The organism is Nonomuraea sp. B5E05 (assembly GCF_039880665.1).
Taxonomy (GTDB): domain Bacteria; phylum Actinomycetota; class Actinomycetes; order Streptosporangiales; family Streptosporangiaceae; genus Nonomuraea.
On sequence record NZ_JBDPMJ010000013.1, the window covers coordinates 220,764 to 244,275 of the forward strand.

Here is a 23,512-nt window from a genome sequence, read left to right on the forward strand (position 1 = left end):
GATCATTTCCCTTTTGACTAGGAACTCCCGCCTTCAAGGGCGAGCTGAATCAGGAGGTCGGCGTCCATGCTGTCGATCTCCTCGGTCCTGCCGTTCGTCTCCTCGTCCTCCGGGCCGGCCAGGCGGAAGAGGCTGTCCAGCAACCCGGCCGCACGCAGTCGTTCGATCGGGATGGTCGTCAGGAGCTGCCGCACCTCGGCGTCGCTGCGTGGGTCGGCGGGCTCGGCTGTGCCCGCCGCGACGGCCGGGAAGAGCTGCTCCAGGACGAACCGCGTCAGGTCGTGGGGAGTCGGATAGTCGAAGATGAGCGTGGCCGGGAGTTGCAGGCCGGTGGCGGTGTTGAGCTGGTTGCGCAGCTCCACCGCGGTCAGCGAGTCGAAGCCGAGCTCCTGGAACTGGCGTTGCGGCTCGATCGCCGACTCGTCGGCGAACCCGAGCACCGCGGCCACCTGGCCCCTGACGACCTCGGACAGGGTCGCCTCGATCCGGGCCGGTTCCATCGTGGCGAGCCGTTCCGCCAGCCCCTGGCCCGGCCGCGTACGGCGGGGTCTGGTGCGGTTCCTGGCCTTGGTGAACTTCGCCGGGACCAGCACTGGACGGCCGGAGCGCACGCCGAGGTCGAAGAGCGCCAGCCCCTCCTCGGTGGGTAGCGGCCGCACGCCCGCGCGCTCCATGCGGCGCAGGTCCGCTGCGTTGAGCTCGCCCGCCATGCCGCTGGTCGTCCAGAGACCCCAGGCCAGCGAGGTGGCCGCCAGGTCCCGCGCCGCGCGGTGGTGCGCCAGGGCGTCCAGGTAGGCGTTGGCCGCGGCGTAGTTGGCCTGGCCCGCGGTGCCCAGCACCCCGGCCAGCGAGGAGAACAACACGAACGCTCTCAGATCGAGATGCTGCGTGAGCTCGTGCAGGTGCCAGGCGGCATCGGCCTTGGGCCGGAGTACGGCGTCCAGGCGGTCGGCGGTCTGGGCGGCGATGACGCCGTCGTCCAGGACGCCGGCCGTGTGCACCACGCCCACCAGCTCGTCCACACTCTCCAGCACCCGGGCGAGCGCCTCGCGGTCGGCCACGTCGCAGGCCGCCACGTTCACCTCGGCGCCCAGCTCGGACAGCTCGGTCGCCAGTTCGGCCGCGCCGGGCGCGTCCGGGCCGCGCCGGCTGACCAGCAGCAGGTGCCGTACGTCGTGCTCGGTCACCAGGTGACGGGCCACCAGCGCGCCCAGCCCGCCCGTGCCGCCCGTGATCAGCACCGTGCCGTCCGCGCCGAACACCGGCTCGTGCTGCTCCAGGTCCGTCGCGCGGCTCAACTTCGGTGTCAGGAGCCTGCCGTCCCGGACGGCGATCTCGGATTCGCCGGTCGCCAGCGCCCGGCCCACCGTCTCGGCGTCCAGCCACTCGCTGTTGATGTCCTGCCGCTCGCTGTCGGCGTCCGGCCGCTCGGCGCCGGCGTCCAGGAGCACGACCCGGCCGGGCTGCTCCGACTGCACGGCCCGCACCAGGCCCCACACCGCCGCCTGCGCCGGGTCGGGAACGTCGTCCCCGGCCGCCGCGACGGCCTGGCGGGTGACGATCACCAGCTGCGACGACGCCAGGCGCTCGTCAGCCAGCCACTCCTGCACCAGGGCCAGCGCCGCGTGGGTCGTGGCGTGCAGGTCCGCACCCGCGCAGCGGGTCACGACCGCGTCCGGGACGTCCGCCGCGTCGATGGAGGCCAGATCCGGGTGGACCCCCGCCCCCGTGCCCAGGTCGTCGGTCCCCAGCACGACCCACCGGGCCGCGTCCTGCTCGGTGGCGGCCGGGGCCGCGGTCCACTCGAGCTGGTGCAGGGACGTCAGATTGCCCGCCGTGAGTTCGGTGGACAGGGCGCGCAGGGTCAGCGTGTCGATCTCGGCCACGGGGGTGCCGGTCTCGTCGGTGATGCTCAACGTGATGCTGGTCTCGGAGGAGCCGCGGGTGACCTTGACCCGCAGGCCGGTCGCGCCCGCCGCGTGCAGCGACACGCCGCTCCAGGCGAACGGCAGATACGGCCGCCCTTCCGCTCTCGGCACCAGATCGCCCAGGGCTGCGGCATGCAGCGACGCGTCCAGCAGCGCCGGGTGCAACCCGAACCGTCCCGCATCGGCGTGCCCCTGCTCGGGCAGTGCGATCTCGGCGTAGACCGTGCCGTCGTGCTGCCAGGCGGCCACCAGCCCCTGGAACAGCGGCCCGTACTCCAGCCCGATCGCCGCCATGTCGTCATACAGATGCTCGACATCGATCGGCCGGGCACCGGCCGGCGGCCACTGCCCCGCAACCGGAACCGGCTGCTCACCCTCCTCAGCCAGCACCCCCTGTGCGTGCAGCGTCCACTCGGCCTGGCCCTCACGCGAGTACAGGCCCACCTGGCGGCCACCACCGTCGTCACACGGACCGGCCACCAGCTGGACATCCACCCCCGGCCCACCAGGCACCACCAACGGCGCCTGCATGGTCAACTCGACCAGCCGCGCACACCCCAGCTCCTGACCGGCCCGCAACGCCAGCTCCACCAGCGCCGCCCCCGGCACCACCACCCGGCCATCCACCTGGTGATCAACCAGCCACGCCTGCCCGTCAAGCGACAACCGGCCCGAGAAGACCACCGACTCCCCACCGGCGACCTCCGTCACCGCGCTCCACAACGGATGGTCGATGGCGCCCAGCCCGGCCGCGCCCACGTCCTGCGCCTCCAGAACCGCCGGCACCCAGAACCGCTCATGCTGGAACGCATACGTCGGCAGATCCACCAGCCGGCCCGGGGCCAGCGCCGCCGTCCAGTCCACGGCGACACCCTCAACGTGCAGCCGGCCCAGCGCCTCGACCAGCGCGCGGACCTCGTCCCGGTCCTTACGGACAGCCGGAACGAACACCGCGTCCTCAACACTCTGCTGCGCCAGCCCCGTCAGCACCCCATCCGGACCCACCTCCAAGAAGCAGGTCGCTTCAGCAGCCGTCACCCCATCCGCGAACCGCACCGCGCCACGCACATGCTCCACCCAGTAAGCAGGGTCAGTCAGCTGACCAGGCACGGCCAGACGCCCCGTCACGTTGGAGACGATCGGCAGGCTCGGCTCGCAGAACGTGACCCCGCTGATCGCCTCCGCGAAGTCGGCCAGCATCGGCTCCATCAACGGCGAATGGAACGCATGCGACACCCGCAACCTGCGCGTCCGCACCTGCGCCCGGCCCTCGATCTCCGCGATCGCCGCCTCATCACCAGACACCACCACCGCAGCCGGACCGTTCACCGCCGCGATCCCCACCCGGTCCTCACGACCAGCCAAAAGCGGCAGAACCTCCGCCTCAGGCGCCGCGACGGCCAGCATCGCCCCACCCGAAGGCAACGCCTGCATCAACCGAGCACGAGCAGCCACCAGCGTGCACGCACCCTCCAACGAGAACACCCCCGCCACATGAGCAGCGGCGATCTCCCCGATCGAATGCCCCACCAGCACATCCGCCCGCACACCCAACGACTCGATCAGCCGGTACAGCGCCACCTCGAAGGCGAACAGAGCAGGCTGCGTCATCCCCGTCTCGTTCAACACACCGTCCGGATCGGCGAACATCACCTCACGCAACGAATGCGGCAACAACGGCTCGAACACCCGGCAGATCTCATCCAGCGCCTCCGCGAACACCGGGAACGCCTCGACGAGGGAAACCCCCATACCGATGCGCTGGCTACCCTGACCCGCGAACAACAACGCCAGCTTCCCGCCAGAACCACCACCCGAGATCCCAGCGGAGGGATCGCCGGCCAGCGCCCGCAACCCAGCCACCAACTCGTCCCGATCAGCACCCACCACCACCGCACGCTGCTCCAGCACCGCCCGGCCCGCCGCCAGCGACCACGCCACATCCGCCGGGTCGAGCTCCGGCCGCGCCGTGATCCACGACGCGAGCCGGTCGGCCTGCGCCTCAAGCGCCTCCGGGCTCTTCGCCGACACCAGCAGCGGCACGACCGGCCGCTCGCCAGGACGTTCCGATTCCGGCTCCGTGACCGGGCCCTGCTCGATGATCACGTGAGCGTTCGTGCCACTGATCCCGAACGACGACACAGCGGCCCGGCGAGCATGCCCGTTCTCCTGCCACGGCTGCGCCTCGGTCAGCAGCTTCACCGCACCCGCAGACCAGTCCACGTGCGGAGAAGGCTCGTCGGCGTGCAGGGTTTGGGGAAGCATGCCGTTGCGCAGCGCCATGACCATCTTGATGACCCCGCCCACACCGGCGGCGGCCTGCGTGTGACCGATGTTCGACTTCAGCGACCCCAGCCAGAGCGGCTGCTCCCGGTCCTGCCCGTACGTGGCGAGAATGGCCTGCGCCTCGATCGGGTCACCGAGCTTCGTACCGGTGCCGTGCGCCTCCACCACGTCCACGTCGGCGACCGACAAGCCGGCGTTCGCCAAAGCCTGCCGGATCACCCGCTGCTGCGAAGGACCATTCGGAGCCGTGATCCCGTTACTCGCACCATCCTGATTGACCGCACTCCCCCGCACCACCGCCAGCACCCGATGACCGTTACGGCGAGCATCCGACAACCGCTCCACCAACAACACACCAACGCCCTCACCCCACCCCGTGCCATCAGCACCAGCCGAGAACGCCTTACACCGCCCATCCGCAGCCAACCCCCGCTGCCGCGAAAACTCAATGAACATCCCCGGCGTCGACATCACCGTCACACCACCGGCCAACGCCAGATCACACTCACCCGACCGCAACGCCTGCGCCGCCCAATGCAACGCCACCAACGACGACGAACACGCCGTATCCACCGTCACCGCCGGACCCTCAAGCCCCAACGTGTACGACACCCGGCCCGACACCAAACTCCCACCACTGGTATTCGCCGGCGTCCCCAACCCATAATCGTGATACATCACCCCCGCAAACACACCCGTCCGACTCCCCCGCAACCCCACCGGATCAATCCCCGCCCGCTCAACCGCCTCCCACGACGCCTCCAGCAACAACCGCTGCTGCGGATCCATCGCCAACGCCTCACGCGGCGAAATCCCGAAAAACCCCGGATCGAACTCAGCCGCGTCATACAGGAACCCGCCCTGGCGGGTGTAGGTCTTCCCCGGCGTGCCGGGCTCCGGCCCGTACACTCCTTCGACGTCCCAGCCGCGGTCGGCGGGGAAGTCCCCGATGGCGTCCTGGGCCTGTGCGACCAGCGTCCACAGGTCCTCCGGCGACAGCACGCCGCCGGGATAGCGACAGGCCATTCCCACGATCGCGATCGGCTCGTCGACCACGGTGGCCGCCACGACGGCCTGCGCCGCCTGCCCGCCGAACAGTTCGTCCGCCAGGAACTCCGCCACCGTCTCAGCGGTCGGGTAGTCGAAGATGAGCGTGGCCGGGAGCGGCAGCCCGGTGGCCGCCGTGAGCTGGTTGCGGAACTCGACGGCCGTCAGGGAGTCGAAGCCGAGTTCCTGGAACTGGCGTTGCCGGTCGATCGCCGACCCGTCCGCGAAGCCGAGGACCGTGGCCGCGGTGGCGCGTACGAGGTCCGAGAGCGCCGTCAGGCGTTCTGCTGGGCTCAGCGCGGCCAGGCGCTGCGCGAGCCCGCCGGACGAACCCGCGCGGCGCACCGCAGGGCGGCTGCCGGCCCGGGTCTGGACGAACCGCGCGGGGATCAGCGCGGCCCTGCCCGAGGACACGGCGGTGTCGAAGAGGGCCAGCCCGTCGTCGATGGACAGTGGCTTCACCCCCGCGCGCTCCATGCGGCGCAGGTCGGACTCGTCGAGCTCGCCCGCCATGCCGCCGGTCGCCCACAGGCCCCAGGCCAGCGAGGTGGCCAGCAGGCCGTGCACTCTGCGGTGGTGCGCCAGGGCGTCCAGGTAGGTGTTGGCCGCGGCGTAGTTGGCCTGGCCCGCGCTGCCCAGCACCCCGGCCAGCGAGGAGAACAACACGAACGCAGTCAGGTCGAGATGCTGCGTGAGCTCGTGCAGGTGGCGGGCGGCGTCGGCCTTGGGCCTCAGCACCGCGTCCATGCGTTCGGGGGTGAGGGACGCGATGACTCCGTCGTCCAGGACGCCGGCCGTGTGCACCACGCCGGCCAGCTCGTCCACGCCCTCCAGTACCCGGGCGAGCGCGTCACGGTCGGCCACGTCGCAGGCCGCCACGTCCACCCGGGCGCCCAGCTCCGACAACTCCGCCACCAACTCGGCCACACCGGGCGCGTCGAACCCGCGCCGGCTGACCAGCAGCAGGTTCCTGACCTCGTGCTCGGCCACCAGGTGACGGGCCACCAGCGCGCCCAGCCCACCGGTCCCGCCGGTCACCAGCACGGTCCCCTCGGGCCCGAACACCGGCTCGCGATCAGCCAGGTCCGCGACCCGGCTCACACGCGGCACCAGCAGCCGACCGTCCCGCACCGCGACCTGCGACTCGCCGGTCGCCAGCGCCTGGCCGACCGTCTCGGCGTCCAGCCGCTCGGTGTCGGCGTCCAGGAGTACGAGCCGGCCGGGCTGCTCGGACTGCGCGGCCCGCACCAGGCCCCACACGGGCGCCAGGCCCAGGTCCACGTCCTCGTCCGCGTTCACGGCCACAGCGCCACGGGTGACGACGACCAGCCGCGACGACGCCAGGCGCTCGTCGGCGAGCCATTCCTGTACCAGCGCCAGCGCCGCGTGGGTCGTGGCGTGCAGCTCCGCGCCCGCGCAGCGGGTCACGACCGCGTCCGGGACGTCCGCCGCGTCGATGGAGGCCAGATGCGGGTGGATCTCTGCCCCGGTGCCCAGGTCGTCGGTCCCCAGCACGAGCCACCGGGGCGCGTCCTGTGCGGCGGCCGGGGCCGCGGTCCACTCGAGCTGGTGCAGCAGGCCCTGGCTTTCTGACGCGCTGAGCTCGGCCGTCGACACGGGCCTCAGGGTGAGCGTGTCGATCTCGGCCACCGGGGCACCGGCCTCGTCCGCGATGCCCAACGTGATGCTCGCGTCCGTGGCTCCGCGGCTGACCTTGACCCGCAGGCCGGTCGCGCCCGCCGCTTGCAGCGACACGCCGCTCCAGGCGAAGGGGAGATACGGTCGCCCCGGCTCCGCTCTCGGCACCAGATCGCCCAGGGCTGCGGCATGCAGCGACGCGTCCAGCAGCGCCGGGTGCAACCCGAACCGTCCCGCATCGGCGTGCGCCTGCTCGGGAAGGACGATCTCGGCGAACACCGCGTCCCCGTCCTGCCAGGCAGCCACCAAACCCTGGAACAGCGGCCCGTACTCAAGGCCTGACACGGCCAGATCGTCGTACAGCTGCTCGACGTCGATCGGCCGGGCACCGGCCGGCGGCCATTGTGCCGGCCCGAGCAGCGGCTGCTCCGTCCGGCCTGCCAGGATGCCCTGCCCGTGCCGGACCCACTCGCCCGCGTTGGCGTTGCGGGAGTGGATGCTCACCTGGCGGCCACCCGACTCATCACATGGCCCGGCCACCAACTGCACGTGTACTCCGCCGTCGGCCGGCACCAGAAGGGGCGCCTGGAGGGTCAGTTCGAGCAGGTGCGGGGAGTCCAGTTCCTGGCCGGCACGGAGCGCCAGCTCCACCAGCGCCGCGCCCGGCACCACCACCCGGCCGTTGACCTGGTGGTCGGCCAGCCACGGCTGCGCGGCGAGCGACAACCGGCCCGTGAAGGTGTGGGTGTCGGAGTCCGGTGCGGAGATGGCGGCACGAAGCACCGGATGGTCGATGGCGCCCAGTCCGGCGGCGTCCACGTCACCGGAGTCAGGGCTGACCGGCACCCAGAACCGCTCGTGCTGGAAGGCGTAGGTCGGCAGGTCCACGAACCGGCCCGAGCCGAGGACCGCTTCCCAGTCCACGCCGATGCCGTGAACGTGCAGCCGGCCCAGCCCTTCCACCAGCGCCCGAACCTCATCCCGGTCCTTACGGACAGCCGGAACGAACACCGCGTCCTCGACACTCTGCTGCGCCAGCCCCGTCAGCACCCCATCCGGACCCACCTCCAAGAAGCAGGTCGCCCCGCAAGCCGTCACCCCATCCGCGAACCGCACCGCGCCACGCACATGCTCCACCCAGTACGAGGGATCGGTCAGCTGGCCAGGCACGGCCAGACGACCCGTCACGTTGGAGACGATCGGCAGGCTCGGCTCGTGGAAGCCGATCCCGCTGATCGCCTCGGCGAAGTCGGCCAGCATCGGCTCCATCAACGGCGAATGGAACGCATGCGACACCCGCAACCTGCGCGTCCGCACCTGCGCCCGGCTCTCGATCTCCGCGATGGCCGCCTCATCACCAGAGACCACCACCGCAGCCGGACCGTTCACCGCCGCGATCCCCACCCGGTCCTCACGACCAGCCAGCAACGGCAGAACGTCCGCCTCACGGGCGGCGACGGCCAGCATCGCCCCACCCGAAGGAAGCGCCTGCATCAACCGAGCACGAGCAGCCACCAGCGTGCACGCACCCTCCAACGAGAACACCCCCGCCACATGAGCAGCGGCGATCTCCCCGATCGAATGCCCCACCAGCACATCCGCCCGCACACCCAACGACTCGATCAGCCGGTACAGCGCCACCTCGAAGGCGAACAACGCAGGCTGCGTCATCCCCGTCTCGTTCAACACACCGTCCGGATCGGCGAACATCACCTCACGCAACGAATGCGGCAACAACGGCTCGAACACCCGGCAGATCTCGTCCAGCGCCTCCGCGAACACCGGGAACGCCTCGACGAGGGAAACCCCCATACCGATGCGCTGGCTACCCTGACCCGCGAACAACAACGCCAGCTTCCCGCCAGAACCACCACCCGAGATCCCAGCGGAGGGATCGCCGGCCAGCGCCCGCAACCCAGCCACCAACTCGTCCCGATCAACACCCACCACCACCGCACGCTGCTCCAGCACCGCCCGGCCCGCCGCCAGCGACCACGCCACATCCGCCGGGTCCAGCTCCGGCCGCGCCGTGATCCACGACGCGAGCCGACCGGCCTGCGCCCCCAGCGCCCGCGCATCCTTCGCCGACACCAGCCACGGCACCACCGGCATCTGTCCCACCGGCTCGGGCTCCGGCTCCGCGACCGGGCCCTGCTCGATGATCACGTGAGCGTTCGTGCCGCTGATTCCGAAGGACGAGACGGCGGCGCGGCGGGGGCGGTCTGCCTGGTCCCACGGGCGGGCCTCGGTGAGCAACTCGACCGAACCGGCCGACCAGTCCACGTGCGGCGACGGCTCGCCCACGTGAAGCGTCCGGGGAAGCATGCCGTTGCGCAGCGCCATGACCATCTTGATCACACCGCCCACACCGGCGGCGGCCTGCGTGTGGCCGATGTTGGACTTCACCGATCCGAGCCAGAGCGGCTCCTGCCGGTCCTGCCCGTAGGTGGCGATGAGCGCCTGCGCCTCGATCGGGTCGCCGAGCTTCGTACCGGTGCCGTGCGCCTCGACCGCGTCCACGTCGGCCGCCGACAGCCCGGCGTTGGCCAGGGCCTGCCTGATCACCCGCTGCTGCGAGGGCCCGTTCGGAGCGGTCAGGCCGTTGCTGGCGCCGTCCTGGTTGACCGCACTGCCCCGCACCACGGCGAGCACCTGGTGCCCGTTACGTTCCGCGTCGGACAGCCGCTCCACAAGGAGCATGCCGACGCCCTCGCCCCAGCCGGTGCCGTCGGCGTCGGCGGAGAACGCCTTGCACCGGCCGTCAGGGGACAGGCCGCGCTGGCGCGAGAACTCGATGAAGGTGCCGGGTGTGGCCATCACGGTCACGCCGCCGGCCAGCGCCAGGTCGCACTCGCCCGACCGCAACGCCTGGACTGCCAGGTGCAGGGCCACCAGCGAGGAGGAGCAGGCCGTGTCGACCGTGACGGCGGGGCCTTCCAGGCCCAGGCTGTAGGACACCCGGCCGGAGGCGATGCTGCCCGAGCTGCCCGTGCCGATGAGCCCTTCGAGCTCGCCTGGCACAGCCGACAGCTGGGGCGCGTAGTCGTGGTACATGACGCCGGCGAACACGCCGGTCCGGCTGCCGCGCAACCGGGTCGGGCTGATCCCGGCCCGCTCGATGGCCTCCCACGACGTCTCCAGCAGCAGCCGCTGCTGCGGGTCCATGGCGAGGGCTTCGCGCGGAGAGATCTCGAAGAACCCCGGATCGAACTCAGCCGCGTCATATAGGAAGCCGCCGTGCCGGGCGTACGAGGTGCCCCGGCTGTCCGGGTCGGGGTCGTAGAGCTTGTCCAGGTCCCAGCCACGGTCGGCGGGGAACTCCCCCACCCCGTCGCGAGCCTGCGCCACCAGCTCCCACAGATCCTCCGGCGACACCACGCCACCCGGATAGCGGCACGCCATCCCCACGATCGCGATCGGCTCGTCGACCGTCGCGGGAGCGGCGGCCACGGCCTGCGCCGTCTGCCCGCCGGCCAGCTCGCCGGCCACGAACTGCGCCACGGCCTCGGCCGTCGGGCAGTCGAAGACGAGGGTGGCCGGCAGGCGCAGCCCGGTGGCCGCGTTCAACTGGTTGCGGAACTCGACGGCCGTCAGGGAGTCGAAGCCGAGCTCCTGGAACCGTTTGGTCGGCTCGACCGCCTCCGCGCCGTCGAAGCCGAGCACGGTCGCCGCATGGGTGCGGACCAGCTGGAGGAGGTCGGTCGGGTTCGTGCCCACCGTACTCGTCCTGCGCATGGGCACGCGGACCAACCCGTGCAGGAGCGAGGGCAGCGTACCCGCCTGTGCCTGGGCCTGGAGAGCCGGGATGCTCAGCACGGCCGGGACCAGGACGGGGTGTTGTGCGCGGACCGCGACGTCGAACAGGGCGAGCCCGTCGGCGACGGGCATGGGCATGATGCCGCCGCGTTCGAGGCGGCGCAGGTCGGACGCGTCGAGCTCGCCCGCCATGCCGCCGGTCGCCCACAGACCCCAGGCCAGCGAGGTGGCCGGAAGCCCTTGGGCCTGCCGCAGCTGGGCCAGCGCGTCCAGCGACGTGTTGGCGGCGGCGTAGTTGCCCTGACCGGCGCTGCCGAGCACCCCGGAGATGGAGGAGAACAGCACGAACGCTCTCAGATCGAGATGCTGCGTGAGCTCGTGCAGGTGCCAGGCGGCGTCGGTCTTGGGCTTGAGTACGGCGTCCAGGCGCTCGGGAGTGAGAGAGGCGATGACTCCGTCGTCCAGGACGCCGGCCGTGTGCACCACGCCCGCCAGCTCGTCCACAGTCTCCAGCAGCTGGGCGAGCGCGTCACGGTCTGCCACGTCGCATGCGGCCACGTCCACCTCGGCGCCCAGCTCCGACAGCTCCGCCACCAGCTCGGCCGCGCCGGGCGCGTCGAGCCCGCGCCGGCTGACCAGCAGCAGGTTCCTGACCTCGTGCTCGGCCACCAGGTGACGCGCCACCAGCGCGCCCAGCCCACCCGTGCCACCGGTGACCAGCACCGTGCCCTCGGGCCCGAACGCCGGCTCGCGATCAGCCAGGTCCGCGACCCGGCTCACACGCGGCACCAGCAGCCGGCCGTCCCGCACCGCGACCTGCGACTCGCCGGTAGCCAGCGCCTGGGTCACCACATCCGCGGGGTCGGTGTCCGCGTCCAGGTCCAGGAGCACGAACCGGTCCGGCTGCTCGGACTGCGCGGCCCGCACCAGACCCCACGCCGCCGCCTGCGCCGGGTTCGGGACATCGTCCTGTCCCACCGCGAAGGCCCCGCGCGTGACGACCACCAGCCGCAGCCCCGGCTGGTCGGCGGCGCCGAACTCCTGCAGCGCGGCCAGCACGTCGTGCGTGGCCCGTCTGATCGTGTCCGGGGCCGGCGTCTCGGGCACCGGCACGTCGAAGATCTCGTACGGCGGCTCGGGCTGCGCCGCGCGGCCGGCGGGCCGTACCCAGCCGATCGTGTACAGGCTGTCGTGACGGGCCACCTCCAGTACGGCGGAGCTCGGGCGGAGCGTCACCGAGCCGACCTCCATGACGGGCGTCCCGGCGGTGTCGGCCATGGTCAGGGCGACCACACCGTCGTTGCCCGTGGGGGCGATCCTGACCCGCAGGACCGCCGCGCCATCCGCGTGCAGCGCCACCTGGTTCCAGGAGAACGGGACGTACGGCCGTCCGGGCTCGGCCTGCGGCAGCAGACCGGCCATGGGGATGGCGTGGAGGGACGCGTCCAGGAGCGCCGGGTGCAGCCCGAAGCGCCGGGCCTCGGCCTGGGCCGTCTCCGGCAGGGCGATCTCGGCGTAGACGGCGCCGTCCCCCCGCCAGACGTTCTGGAGGCACTGGAAGGTGTCGCCGTACTCCATGCCGGTCGCGGCCAGGTCGTCATAGACGCCGCCGGTGTCGATGGGCCGAGCGCCGGGCGGCGGCCACTGCGCGAGGTCGAAGCCCGGCGCGGGGACGGCCTGGGTGAGCACGCCCTGGGCGTTCTGCCGCCAGTCGGTGCTCTCCTCCGCCCTGGAGTAGATGGTCACCTGGCGGCGGCCGATTTCGTCGGGCTCGGTCACCACCACCTGGAGATGCAGGCTCCCCCGCTCCGGCAGGACCATCGGCGCCTGGAGGGTGAGCTCGTCGAGCGTCGAGCAGCCGGTCTCGTCGCCGGCCCGTACGGCGAGCTCCACCTGCGCCGTCCCCGGCACGATCACCTGGCCGGCCACCACGTGATCGGCCAGCCACGGCTGTTCGGCCAGCGACAGGCGGCCGATGAGCGTGAGGGTGCCGGTTCCGGGGGCGGGCACGGTGGCGGTCAGCAGCGGGTGGTCCACGGCCGCCAGCCCGCCGCCCGAGGCGACGTCGCCGGTGGCGTAGCCGGCGTCGAGCCAGTACCGGCGGCGCTGGAAGGCGTAGGTGGGCAGGTCGACGAACCGGGTGGGGACGCCGGCGAAGTAGGCGTCCCAGTCCACGGTGACGCCCTCGACGTGCAGCCGGCCCAGCCCTTCGACCAGCGCCCGGACCTCGTCCCGGTCCTTACGGACAGCCGGAACGAACACCGCGTCCTCAACACTCTGCTGCGCCAGCCCCGTCAGCACCCCATCCGGACCCACCTCCAGGAAGTGGGTCGCCTCAGCAGCCGTCACCCCATCCGCGAACCGCACCGCGCCGCGTACGTGCTCGACCCAGTACGAGGGATCGGTCAGCTGTCCAGGCTCGGCCAGACAACCCGTCACATTCGCAATGACCGCAATCGTGGGCTCGTGGAAGCCGATCCCGCTGATCGCCTCGGCGAAGTCGGCGAGCATCGGCTCCATCAACGGCGAATGGAAAGCGTGAGAGACCCGCAACCTGCGCGTCCGCACCTGCGCCCGGCTCTCGATCTCCGCGATCGCCGCCTCATCACCAGAGACCACCACCGCAGCCGGACCGTTCACCGCCGCGATCCCCACCCGGTCCTCACGACCAGCCAAAAGCGGCAGAACCTCCGCCTCAGGCGCCGCGACGGCCAGCATCGCCCCACCCGAAGGCAACGCCTGCATCAACCGAGCACGAGCAGCCACCAGCGTGCACGCATCCTCCAACGAGAACACCCCCGCCACATGAGCAGCGGCGATCTCCCCGATCGAATGCCCCACCAGCACATCCGCCCGCACACCCAACGAAGCCAGCAACCGATACAACGCCACCTCGAAGGCGAACAGAGCAGGCTGCGTCATCCCCGTCTCGTTCAACACACCCTCGGGATCGCTGAACATCACCTCACGCAACGAATGCGGCAACAACGGCTCGAACACCCGGCAGATCTCATCCAGCGCCTCCGCGAACACCGGGAACGCCTCGACGAGGGAAACCCCCATACCGATGCGCTGACTGCCCTGACCCGCGAACAACAACGCCAGCTTCCCGCCAGAACCACCACCCGAGATCCCAGCGGAGGGATCGCCGGCCAGCGCCCGCAACCCGGCCACCAACTCGTCCCGATCAACACCCACCACCACCGCACGCTGCTCCAGCATGGACCGCGCGGAGACCAGCGCCTTACCGGCGACGGCGGGTTCGACGTCGTTCGCCGAAGCCCAGGCGGCGAGCCGGCCCGCCTGTTCGTGCAGCGCGCCGGCGTCGTTAGCCGAGATCAACCACGGCACGGCGGGCAGGACGGGCGCGTCGGCGGGCTCGGGAACGGCCGGGCCCTGCTCGACGATCACGTGCGCGTTGGTGCCGCTGACGCCGAACGACGAGACGCCGGCCCGGCGCGGCCGGTCTCCCCGCTCCCACGGGCGGGCCTCGGTCAGCAGCTCCACCGCGCCCGCCGACCAGTCCACGTGCGGAGAAGGCTCGTCGGCGTGCAGCGTCTGGGGCAGCACCCCGTGCCGCATGGCCATCACCATCTTGATGACCCCGCCCACACCGGCGGCGGCCTGCGTGTGACCGATGTTCGACTTCAGCGAGCCAAGCCAGAGCGGCTGCTCCCGGTCCTGCCCGTACGTGGCGAGAATGGCCTGCGCCTCGATCGGGTCACCGAGCTTCGTGCCGGTGCCGTGCGCCTCCACCACGTCCACGTCGGCGACCGACAAGCCGGCGTTCGCCAGAGCCTGCCGGATCACGCGTTCCTGGGAGGGGCCGTTCGGGGCGGTCAGGCCGTTGCTGGCGCCGTCCTGGTTGATCGCGGTCCCGCGTACGACGGCGAGGATGTGGTGCCCGTTGCGCTGGGCGTCCGACAGCCGCTCGACCAGCAGCATGCCCGCGCCCTCACCCCAGCCGGTGCCGTCGGCGTCAGCGGAGAACGCCCTGCACCGGCCGTCGGCCGACAGGCCGCGCTGCCGGGAGAACTCCACGAAGACGTTGGGCGTGGCCATCACCGTCACGCCGCCGGCGAGGGCGAGGTCGCATTCGCCCGACCGCAGCGACTGCGCCGCCAGGTGCAGCGCCACCAGCGACGACGAGCAGGCCGTGTCCACGGTCACCGCCGGCCCTTCCAGGCCGAACGTGTACGCGACCCGGCCGGAGGCGATGCTGCCCGCGCTGCCGTTGAGCACGAACCCTTCGAATCCGTCCGGCGCCTGCGGCAGGCGGGTGCCGTAGTCGTGGTACATCACGCCGGCGAACACGCCGGTGCGGCTGCCGCGCATGGCCTTCGGGCTGATCCCGGCCCGCTCGATCGCCTCCCACGACGTTTCGAGCAGCAGCCGCTGCTGCGGGTCCATCGCGGTCGCCTCGCGTGGCGAGATGCCGAAGAGCCCGGGGTCGAAGCGGTCGGCGTCGTGCAGGAAGCCGCCCTCGCGGGCGTAGCTGGTGCCGTGGTGGCCGGGGTCGGGATCGTACAGGCTCTCCAGGTCCCAGCCACGGTTGTCGGGGAAGGTGGTGATGGCGTCGCCCGCCTGGGTGAGCAGCCGCCAGAGGTCCTCGGGGGAGGCCACGCCGCCGGGATAGCGGCAGGCCATGCCGACGATCGCGATGGGCTCGTCGGCGGGCGCGGTCCGCACGGTCGCCTGCTCGGCCCTGGAGGCGCCGCTGAGCTGCGCGTACAGGTGCTCGGCCAGCTCGCCGGGGGTGGGGAAGTTGAACAGCAGCGTGGCGGGCAGCCGCAGGCCGGTGGCGGTGTTGAGCCGATTGCGCAGCTCGACGGAGCTCAGCGAGTCGAAGCCGAGGTCCTTGAACGCGGTGCCGGTGTCCACGGTGTCGGCGTTGGCGTGGCCGAGCACGTGCGCGACGTTCGTCCGGATGAGCGACAGCAGCGCGCCCTTGTCGGCCCGCGCGCTCGCGGGCCTGGCCGCGGCCGTCTTCCGCGCCGGCGCCTTGACCAGGGCGCGGAAGACCGCGGGGACCTCGTCCTGGCGGCGCAGCGCGGCCGTGTCCAGGCGGGCCACGATCTGCACGGGCTTGTCGAGGGCGATCGCGGCGTCGAACAGGGACATGCCCTCCGCCACGGGAAGCGGCGCGAGCCCGACCCTGCTGAGCCGCGCCACGTCGAGCTGGCTGAGCGCGCCGGCCATGCCGTTGTCGGACTCCCACAGCCCCCACTGGAGGGAGACGGCCGGCAGTCCCCGGGCCCGGCGGTGCAGGGCCAGGGCGTCCAGGTACGCGTTGGCGGCCGCGTAGTTGGCCTGCCCCGCGCTGCCGACGGTGGCGGCGACCGACGAGTACAACACGAAGAACGACAGGTCGAGGTCCTGGGTGAGCTCGTGCAGGTGCCAGGCCGCGTCCGCCTTCGGCCCGAAGACCCGGTCGACGTGGTCGGGCGTCAGCGAGGTCACGGCGCCGTCGGCCACGATCCCGGCCAGGTGCACGACGCCCGTCAGGGGATGTTCGGCGGGGATGCCCGCCAGCAGGGCGGAGAGCTCGTCGCGGTCCGCCACGTCGCAGGCGGCCACGGTGACCTGCGCGCCGAGCCCGGTCAGCTCGCTCACCAGGTCGCCGGCGCCGGGCGCCGCCGGGCCGCGCCGGCCGGCCAGCAGCAGGTGGCGTACGCCGTGCTCGGTGACCAGCCGCCGCGCGGCCAGAGCGCCGAGGTCTCCTGTGCCGCCGGTCAGCAGCACCGTTCCGCCTGCCGCCGCACCCGGACGCTCGGTCGCGGGCGGGCTCGTCACGGGGACGATGCGGGGGACGTGGATCTGCCCCTGCCGCAGGGCGATCTGCGGCTCGCCGGACGCGCAGGCACGCAGCATCGTGTCCGCAGAATCGGGGTGCTCGTCGGTGTCGACGAGGACGAAGCGGCCGGCGTGCTCGGACTGGGCCGAGCGCACCAGTCCCCAGACGGGCGCGGTGGACAGGTCCGGCGCCTCGCCGTCGGTCACGCTCACCGCCCCGATGGTCACCAGCGCCAGCCGGGACCGCGCGAAACGCTCCTCGGCCAGCCACTCCTGGAGGAGCGCGAGCACCTCGTACGTCCTGTCGCGGCCCTCGCCGGACCCGACCGGCGCCAGAACCAGGTCAGGAACCTCCTGGTCAGGTCCGACCGCCTCGCCCAGGGACGACAGGTCGTCGAGCATCAGCACCCGCTCCGGCTCCGGCCCGGCGGCGGTCGAGGTCACCCAGTCCAGCGTGTACGGGATGCTCCCGGCCCGCAGGGCGGTCGTGACGGGCCGGACCACCAGCGAGTCCACCGTGAGGATGGGCGCGCCGGTGTGGTCCGCGACGCTCAGCGCCAGCTCGCCCGGCCCTTTCGCCGTCGTACGGACACGTGCCGCCGTCCCGCCCGCCGCGTGCGGGCAGACGCCGGACCAGGCGAAGGGCAGGTACGGCTGGCCCGGCTCGGTATGCGGCAGCAGGTCCCCCAGCGTGATGGAGTGCAGCACGGCGTCGAGCAGCGCCGGGTGGAAACCGAACCGCTCCGCGCCCGCCTGTGCCTGCTCGGGCAGTGCGATCTCGGCGTAGACCGTGCCGTCGTGCTGCCAGGCGCCCGCCAGTCCCTGGAACGCGTCACCGTACTCCAGGCCCGTCACCGCGAAGTCGTCGTAGAGGGCGCCGACATCGATGGGCCGCGCGCCGGGCGGCGGCCACTGCGCGAGGTCGAAAGCGGGCTCGGCGGCGACCGGGCCGAGGGTTCCCTGGGCGTGCCGCTGCCATGCGGCGTCGCCTTCCGTGCGGGAGTACACGGCGACGCCGCGCCGCCCGCCGTCGTCCGGGCCGTCGATGACCACCTGGAGTTGTACGGGGTGCTCGTGCGTGATGACGAGCGGAGCCTGAATGGCCAGCTCGGAGAGCGTCTCGCAGTCCTCGGTCTCCGCGGCGGCCCGCAACACGATCTCGAGGAAGGCGGTGCCGGGCAGGATGACCGTGCCGTTGACCACGTGATCGGCGAGCCAGGGCAGCGCGGCCAGCGAGAGCCGCCCGGTGAGGGTGATCGAGTCGGAGTCGGGTGCGGGCACGGCGGCGCTGAGGATCGGATGCTCCACCGCGCTCAGCCCGGCGGCCGTCACGTCGCCGGCCGACCTGCCCGACTCCAGCCAGAACCGCTCGTGCTGGAAGGCGTACGTCGGCAGATCCACCAGCCGGCCCGGCCTCAACACCGCCGCCCAGTCCACGGCGACACCCTCGACGTGCAGCCGGCCCAGCCCTTCCACCAGCGCGCGGACCTCATCCCGGTCCTTACGGACAGCCGGAACGAACACCGCGTCCTCAACGCTCTGCTGCGCCAGCCCCGTCAGCACCCCATCCGGACCCACCTCCAAGAAGCAGGTCGCTTCAGCAGCCGTCACCCCATCCCCGAACCGCACCGCGCCACGCACATGCTCCACCCAGTACGAGGGATCGGTCAGCTGTCCAGGCACGGCCAGACGACCCGTCACGTTGGAGACGATCGGCAGGCTCGGCTCGTGGAAGCCGATCCCGCTGATCGCCTCCGCGAAGTCGGCGAGCATCGGCTCCATCAACGGCGAATGGAAAGCGTGAGAGACCCGCAACCTGCGCGTCCGCGCCTCCACCTGGCTCTCGATCTCCGCGATCGCCGCCTCATCACCGGACACCACCACCGCAGCCGGACCGTTCACCGCCGCGATCCCCACCCGGTCCTCACGACCAGCCAAAAGCGGCAGAACCTCCGCCTCAGGCGCCGCGACGGCCAGCATCGCCCCACCAGAAGGCAACGCCTGCATCAACCGAGCACGAGCAGCCACCAGCGTGCACGCATCCTCCAACGAGAACACCCCCGCCACATGAGCAGCGGCGATCTCCCCGATCGAATGCCCCACCAGCACATCCGCCCGCACACCCAACGACTCGATCAGCCGGTACAGCGCCACCTCGAAGGCGAACAGAGCAGGCTGCGTCATCCCCGTCTCGTTCAACACACCGTCCGGATCGGCGAACATCACCTCACGCAACGAATGCGGCAACAACGGCTCGAACACCCGGCAGATCTCATCCAGCGCCTCCGCGAACACCGGGAAGTGCTCAACCAGCACCGACCCCATCCCCACCCGCTGACTGCCCTGACCCGCGAACAGCAGGGCCAGCTTCCCGCCGGAACCACCACCCGAGATCGCAGCGGAGGGATCGCCGGCCAGCGCCCGCAACCCGGCCACCAGCTCGTCCCGATCGCCGCCCACGACGACCGCACGCTGTTCCAGCACCGCCCGGCCCGTCGCCAACGACCACGCCACATCCGACACCGGCACCGACGACCGCGACTCCAGCCACGACGCAAGCCGGCCGGCCTGCGCCCGCAACGCCCGCACATCCTTCGCCGACACCAGCCACGGCACCACCGGCAGCCGCCGGTCCCCGTGGACGGTCTCGTCGAGGGGGTCGCCCTGCTCGATGATCACATGGGCGTTGGTGCCGCTCACGCCGAAGGACGAGACGGCGGCGCGGCGGGGGCGGTCTCCCCGCTCCCACGGGCGGGCCTCGGTCAGCAGCTCGACCGCGCCCGCCGACCAGTCCACGTGCGGGGAAGGCTCACCCACATGAAGCGTCTGGGGAAGCACCCCGTGCCGCATGGCCATCACCATCTTGATGACCCCCGCGACACCGGCGGCGGCCTGGGCGTGGCCGAGGTTGGACTTCAGCGATCCCAGCCAGAGCGGCTGGTCCTGCCGCTCCTGGCCGTAGGTGGCGATGAGCGCCTGCGCCTCGATCGGGTCGCCGAGCTTCGTGCCGGTGCCGTGCGCCTCGACCACGTCCACGTCCGCCGCCGACAGGCCCGCGTTGGCCAGGGCCTGCCGGATCACCCGCTGCTGCGACGGGCCGTTGGGAGCGGCCAGGCCGTTGCTGGCGCCGTCCTGGTTGATCGCGCTGCCCCGGATGACCGCGAGCACCTGGTGGCCGTTGCGGCGCGCGTCGGACAGCCGCTCGACGAGCAGCACGCCGACGCCCTCGCTCCAGCCGGTGCCGTCGGCGTCGGCGGAGAACGCCTTGCACCGGCCGTCAGGGGACAGGCCGCGCTGGCGCGAGAACTCCACGAACGTGCCCGGCGAGGCCATCACCATCGCGCCCCCGGCCATCGCCAGGTCGCACTCGCCCGACCGCAGGGCCTGCGCCGCGAGGTGCAGCGCCACCAGCGACGACGAGCACGCGGTGTCCACGGTCACCGCCGGGCCCTCGAACCCCAGCGTGTACGACACCCGCCCGGAGGCGACGCTGGCCAGGCCGCCGGTGAGGAGGTAACCCTCCACGTGGTCGGCGCCCTCGTACCGGCGGGGGCCGTACTCCATGGGCGCGATGCCGGTGAACACCCCGGTCTGGCTGCCGCGCAGTGTGGCGGGGTCGATGCCGGCGTCTTCGAGGGCCTCCCACGAGGCTTCCAGCAACAACCGCTGCTGCGGATCCATCGCCAGCGCCTCGCGCGGCGAGATGCCGAAGAACGCCGCGTCGAAGTCGGCGGCGTCGTAGAGGAAGCCGCCGTGCCGGGTGTAGGTGGTGCCGCGCTTGCCGGGGTCGGGGTCGAAGAGCCGGTCCAGGTCCCAGCCGCGGTCGGTCGGGAACTCGCCCACCGCGTCGCGGGCCTGCGCCACCAGCTCCCACAGGTCCTCGGGCGAGCGCACCCCGCCGGGGTAGCGGCAGGCCATGCCGACGATCGCGATCGGCTCGTCGTGGCCGGTCGTACGGACCGCCGTGGCGGTGGTGGCGGACCCGCCGAGCAGTTCGGTCCGCAGGTGCTCGGTCAGCGCCTGCGGCGACGGGTAGTCGAACAGCACGGAGCTGGGCAGGTGCAGCCCGGTGGCGGTGTTGAGCCGGTTGCGCAGCTCGACGGCGGTCAGCGAGTCGAAGCCCGCCTCCTTGAACGCGCCCGTGGCGCTGATGACGTTGGGCGTCACGTGCCCGAGCACCAGGGCCGCCTGGCCGCGTACGAGGTCGAGCAGCGTACGTTCCTGCTCCTCGGGGCTCTGCCCGCGCAGGGCCTGCGCCAGCGGCACCTCGTCCGGCCCGCCGGCGGCGCGGCGCTCGATCGGCTTGCGCAACATCGCGCGCAGCATGACCGGGGCGGGCTCGGCGACGCCCGCCAGGCTGAGCCGGGCGGGCACCGTCGTGACGGCGTTCCCTGCGAGCGCGGAGTCGAGAAGTTCCAGCGCCTTGTCCCGCGGCATCGGGGCGACGCCGAGCCGGGCCCACCGGGCGAGGTCGGCGGTGGCGAGCGTCCCGGCCATGCCGCCGGCGGAGTTGTCCCACAGTCCCCAGGCCAGGGCGGTGGCGGGCAGGCCGAGCGCGCGGCGGTGCCGGGCGAGGCCGTCGAGGAAGGCGTTGGCGGCGGCGTAGTTGGCCTGGCCGGCGCTGCCGACGGTGGCGGCGACCGACGAGAACAACACGAACGCGGACAGGTCGCGGTCGCGGGTCAGCTCGTGCAGGAGCCAGGCCGTCCCGGCCTTGGTATGCCACACGGTGTCGAGCCGTTCGGGCGTCAGCGCGGGCACGACGCCGTCGTCGAGGACGCCGGCGATGTGCACGACGCCGGTCAGGTTTTCGCAGGAGCCGACGAGCCCGGCCAGCGCGTCCCTGTCGGTGACGTCGCAGGCGACCAGCTCGGCGTGCGCGCCGAGCTCGGCCAGCTCGGCGGCCAACGCCGCCGCGCCGGGCGAGCGCGGGTCGCGGGTGACGAGGACGAGGTTCCGTACGCCGTGCGTGGCGACGAGATGCCGGGTCACGGTACGGCCCAGCGCGCCGGTGCCGCCGGTGACCAGCACCGTGCCGTCGGGGTTCCAGGGCGAATCGCCCGCCGGCCGGTCCCGCCGGGCCAGCCTGGGAACGTGGGTCGTGCCGGCTCTGATCGCCAGCTGGGGCTCGTCGTAGGCGAGCGCGGCGGCGACGATGCCGTCGGCGGCGCTGCCGGTGGAGCGGTCGGTCGAGTTTTCGGTGGGGCCGTCGTGGTCGAGGAGCACGAACCGGTCCGGGTACTCGGTCTGGACCGACCGGACCAGCCCCCACACGGCCGTGGCGGCGAGGTCGGGGGTGTCGCCGGTCGCGCCCTCGGTGACGATCACGAGGCGGCCGGACGCGGACGAGTTCCCGCTGAGCCGCTCCTGGACGGCGGCCAGCACGCGCAGTACGGCAGCGCGGGCGCGGGCGGGCTCGTCACCGTCGTCGGCGGGGCTCTCCCAGGGCAACACCACGTCGCCGGACCCGGTCGCGGGCCCAGGAGCAGGCGCAGCTCCGGTGGCGGGCACCGGGACCCAGTCGACCTCGAACAGCCCGACGTGCTCGGTGGGCCGTTCGGCGGGGCCGGGCGCCTCCAGCCAGTACCGCTGCCGCTGGAAGGCGTAGGTGGGCAGGTCGACGTGGAGCGCGGGGGCGGCGCCGAAGTAGGCGTCCCAGTCGACGGTGACGCCGACGGCGTGGAGCCGTCCGAGGGCCTGGACGAAGGTGCCGGCCTCCTCGCGGTCCCTGCGCGCGGCGGGGATGAAGACGCCGTCGGCGAGCGCCTGCTGGGCCATGCCGGTGAGGATGCCGTCGGGCCCGACCTCAAGGAGGACGGCTGCGTCGGCGGCGGCCACGCCGTCGGCGAACCGCACCGCGACGCGTACGTGCTCGACCCAGTAGGCAGGGTCGGTCAGTTGCCCGGGCTCGGCCAGGCGGCCCGTCACGTTCGAGATGACGGGGATCGTCGGCTCGTGGAAGCCGATCCCGCTGATCGCCTCGGCGAAGTCGGCGAGCATCGGCTCCATCAATGGCGAGTGGAACGCATGGGAGACCCGTAGCCGGCGGGTGCGGACCTGTGCGCGGCTCTCGATCTCCGCGACGGCCGCCTCGTCACCGGAGACCACCACCGCCGCCGGGCCGTTGACCGCCGCGATGCCGGCGCGGTCCTCGTACCCGTCGAGCAGCGGCAGGACGTCCGCCTCCGGCGCGGCGATGGCGAGCATCGCGCCGTCCTTGGGGAGCGCGTCCATGAGCCGGGCCCGCGTGGCGATCAGCGTGCAGGCGTCGGCGAGGGAGAGGACCCCGGCCACGTGGGCGGCGGCGATCTCGCCCACCGAGTGGCCGATCAGCACGTCCGGCCGCACGCCGAACGACTCCAGCAGCCGGTACAGCGCCACCTCGAAAGCGAACAGGGCGGGCTGCGTCATCCCGGTCTCGTTCAGCACGCCGCCGGGGTCGGTGAACATCACCTCGCGCAGCGGGTACGGCAGTTGCGGATCGAGGAGGGCGCACGCCTCCTCCAGTGCCTCGGCGAACACGGGGAACGTCTCGGCGAGCTCCCTGCCCATGCCGGGCCGCTGGCTGCCCTGCCCGGTGAAGAGCAGGGCGAGCCGGCCGGCCCGGCCGCTGCCGGTGAGCACGCCGGGCGCGTCCGAGCCGCCGGCCAGCGCTCGCAGGCCGGCCAGCAGGTCGTCGCGCTCGCCGCCGACGATCACCGCGCGGTGGTCGAGCGCGGCCCGGCCGGCGGCCAGCGCGGCGCCGGCGGCGGTGACCGGGATGTCGGGCGTCGCCCAGGCGGCGAGCCGTCCGGCCTGCCCGGCCAGCGCCTCGGGGCTCTTGGCGGACAGGATCCAGGGCACCGCGGGGAGGTCGAACTCCTCGTCGGGGGCGGGTACGACCGGGTCGCCCTGTTCGATGATCACGTGGGCGTTGGTGCCGCTGATGCCGAAGGACGACACGGCGGCGCGGCGGGGACGGTCCAGCTCGTCCCACGGGCGGGCCTCGGTCAGCAACTCCACCGCACCCGCCGACCAGTCCACATGCGGCGACGGCTCATCCACATGAAGCGTCCGGGGAAGCA

At 72.4% G+C, this 23,512-nt stretch carries 1 protein-coding gene; it reads right to left on the reverse strand.

Annotated elements, in window-relative coordinates:
- Window positions 1-17: 17 nt before the first annotated feature.
- The gene (locus ABGB01_RS24890) at window positions 18-23,492 is read right to left on the reverse strand and encodes an SDR family NAD(P)-dependent oxidoreductase (RefSeq protein ID WP_347775947.1); all 23,475 of its coding nucleotides are present in this window, start codon (window positions 23,490-23,492) and stop codon (window positions 18-20) included.
- Between the last annotated feature and the right edge of the window lie 20 nt (window positions 23,493-23,512).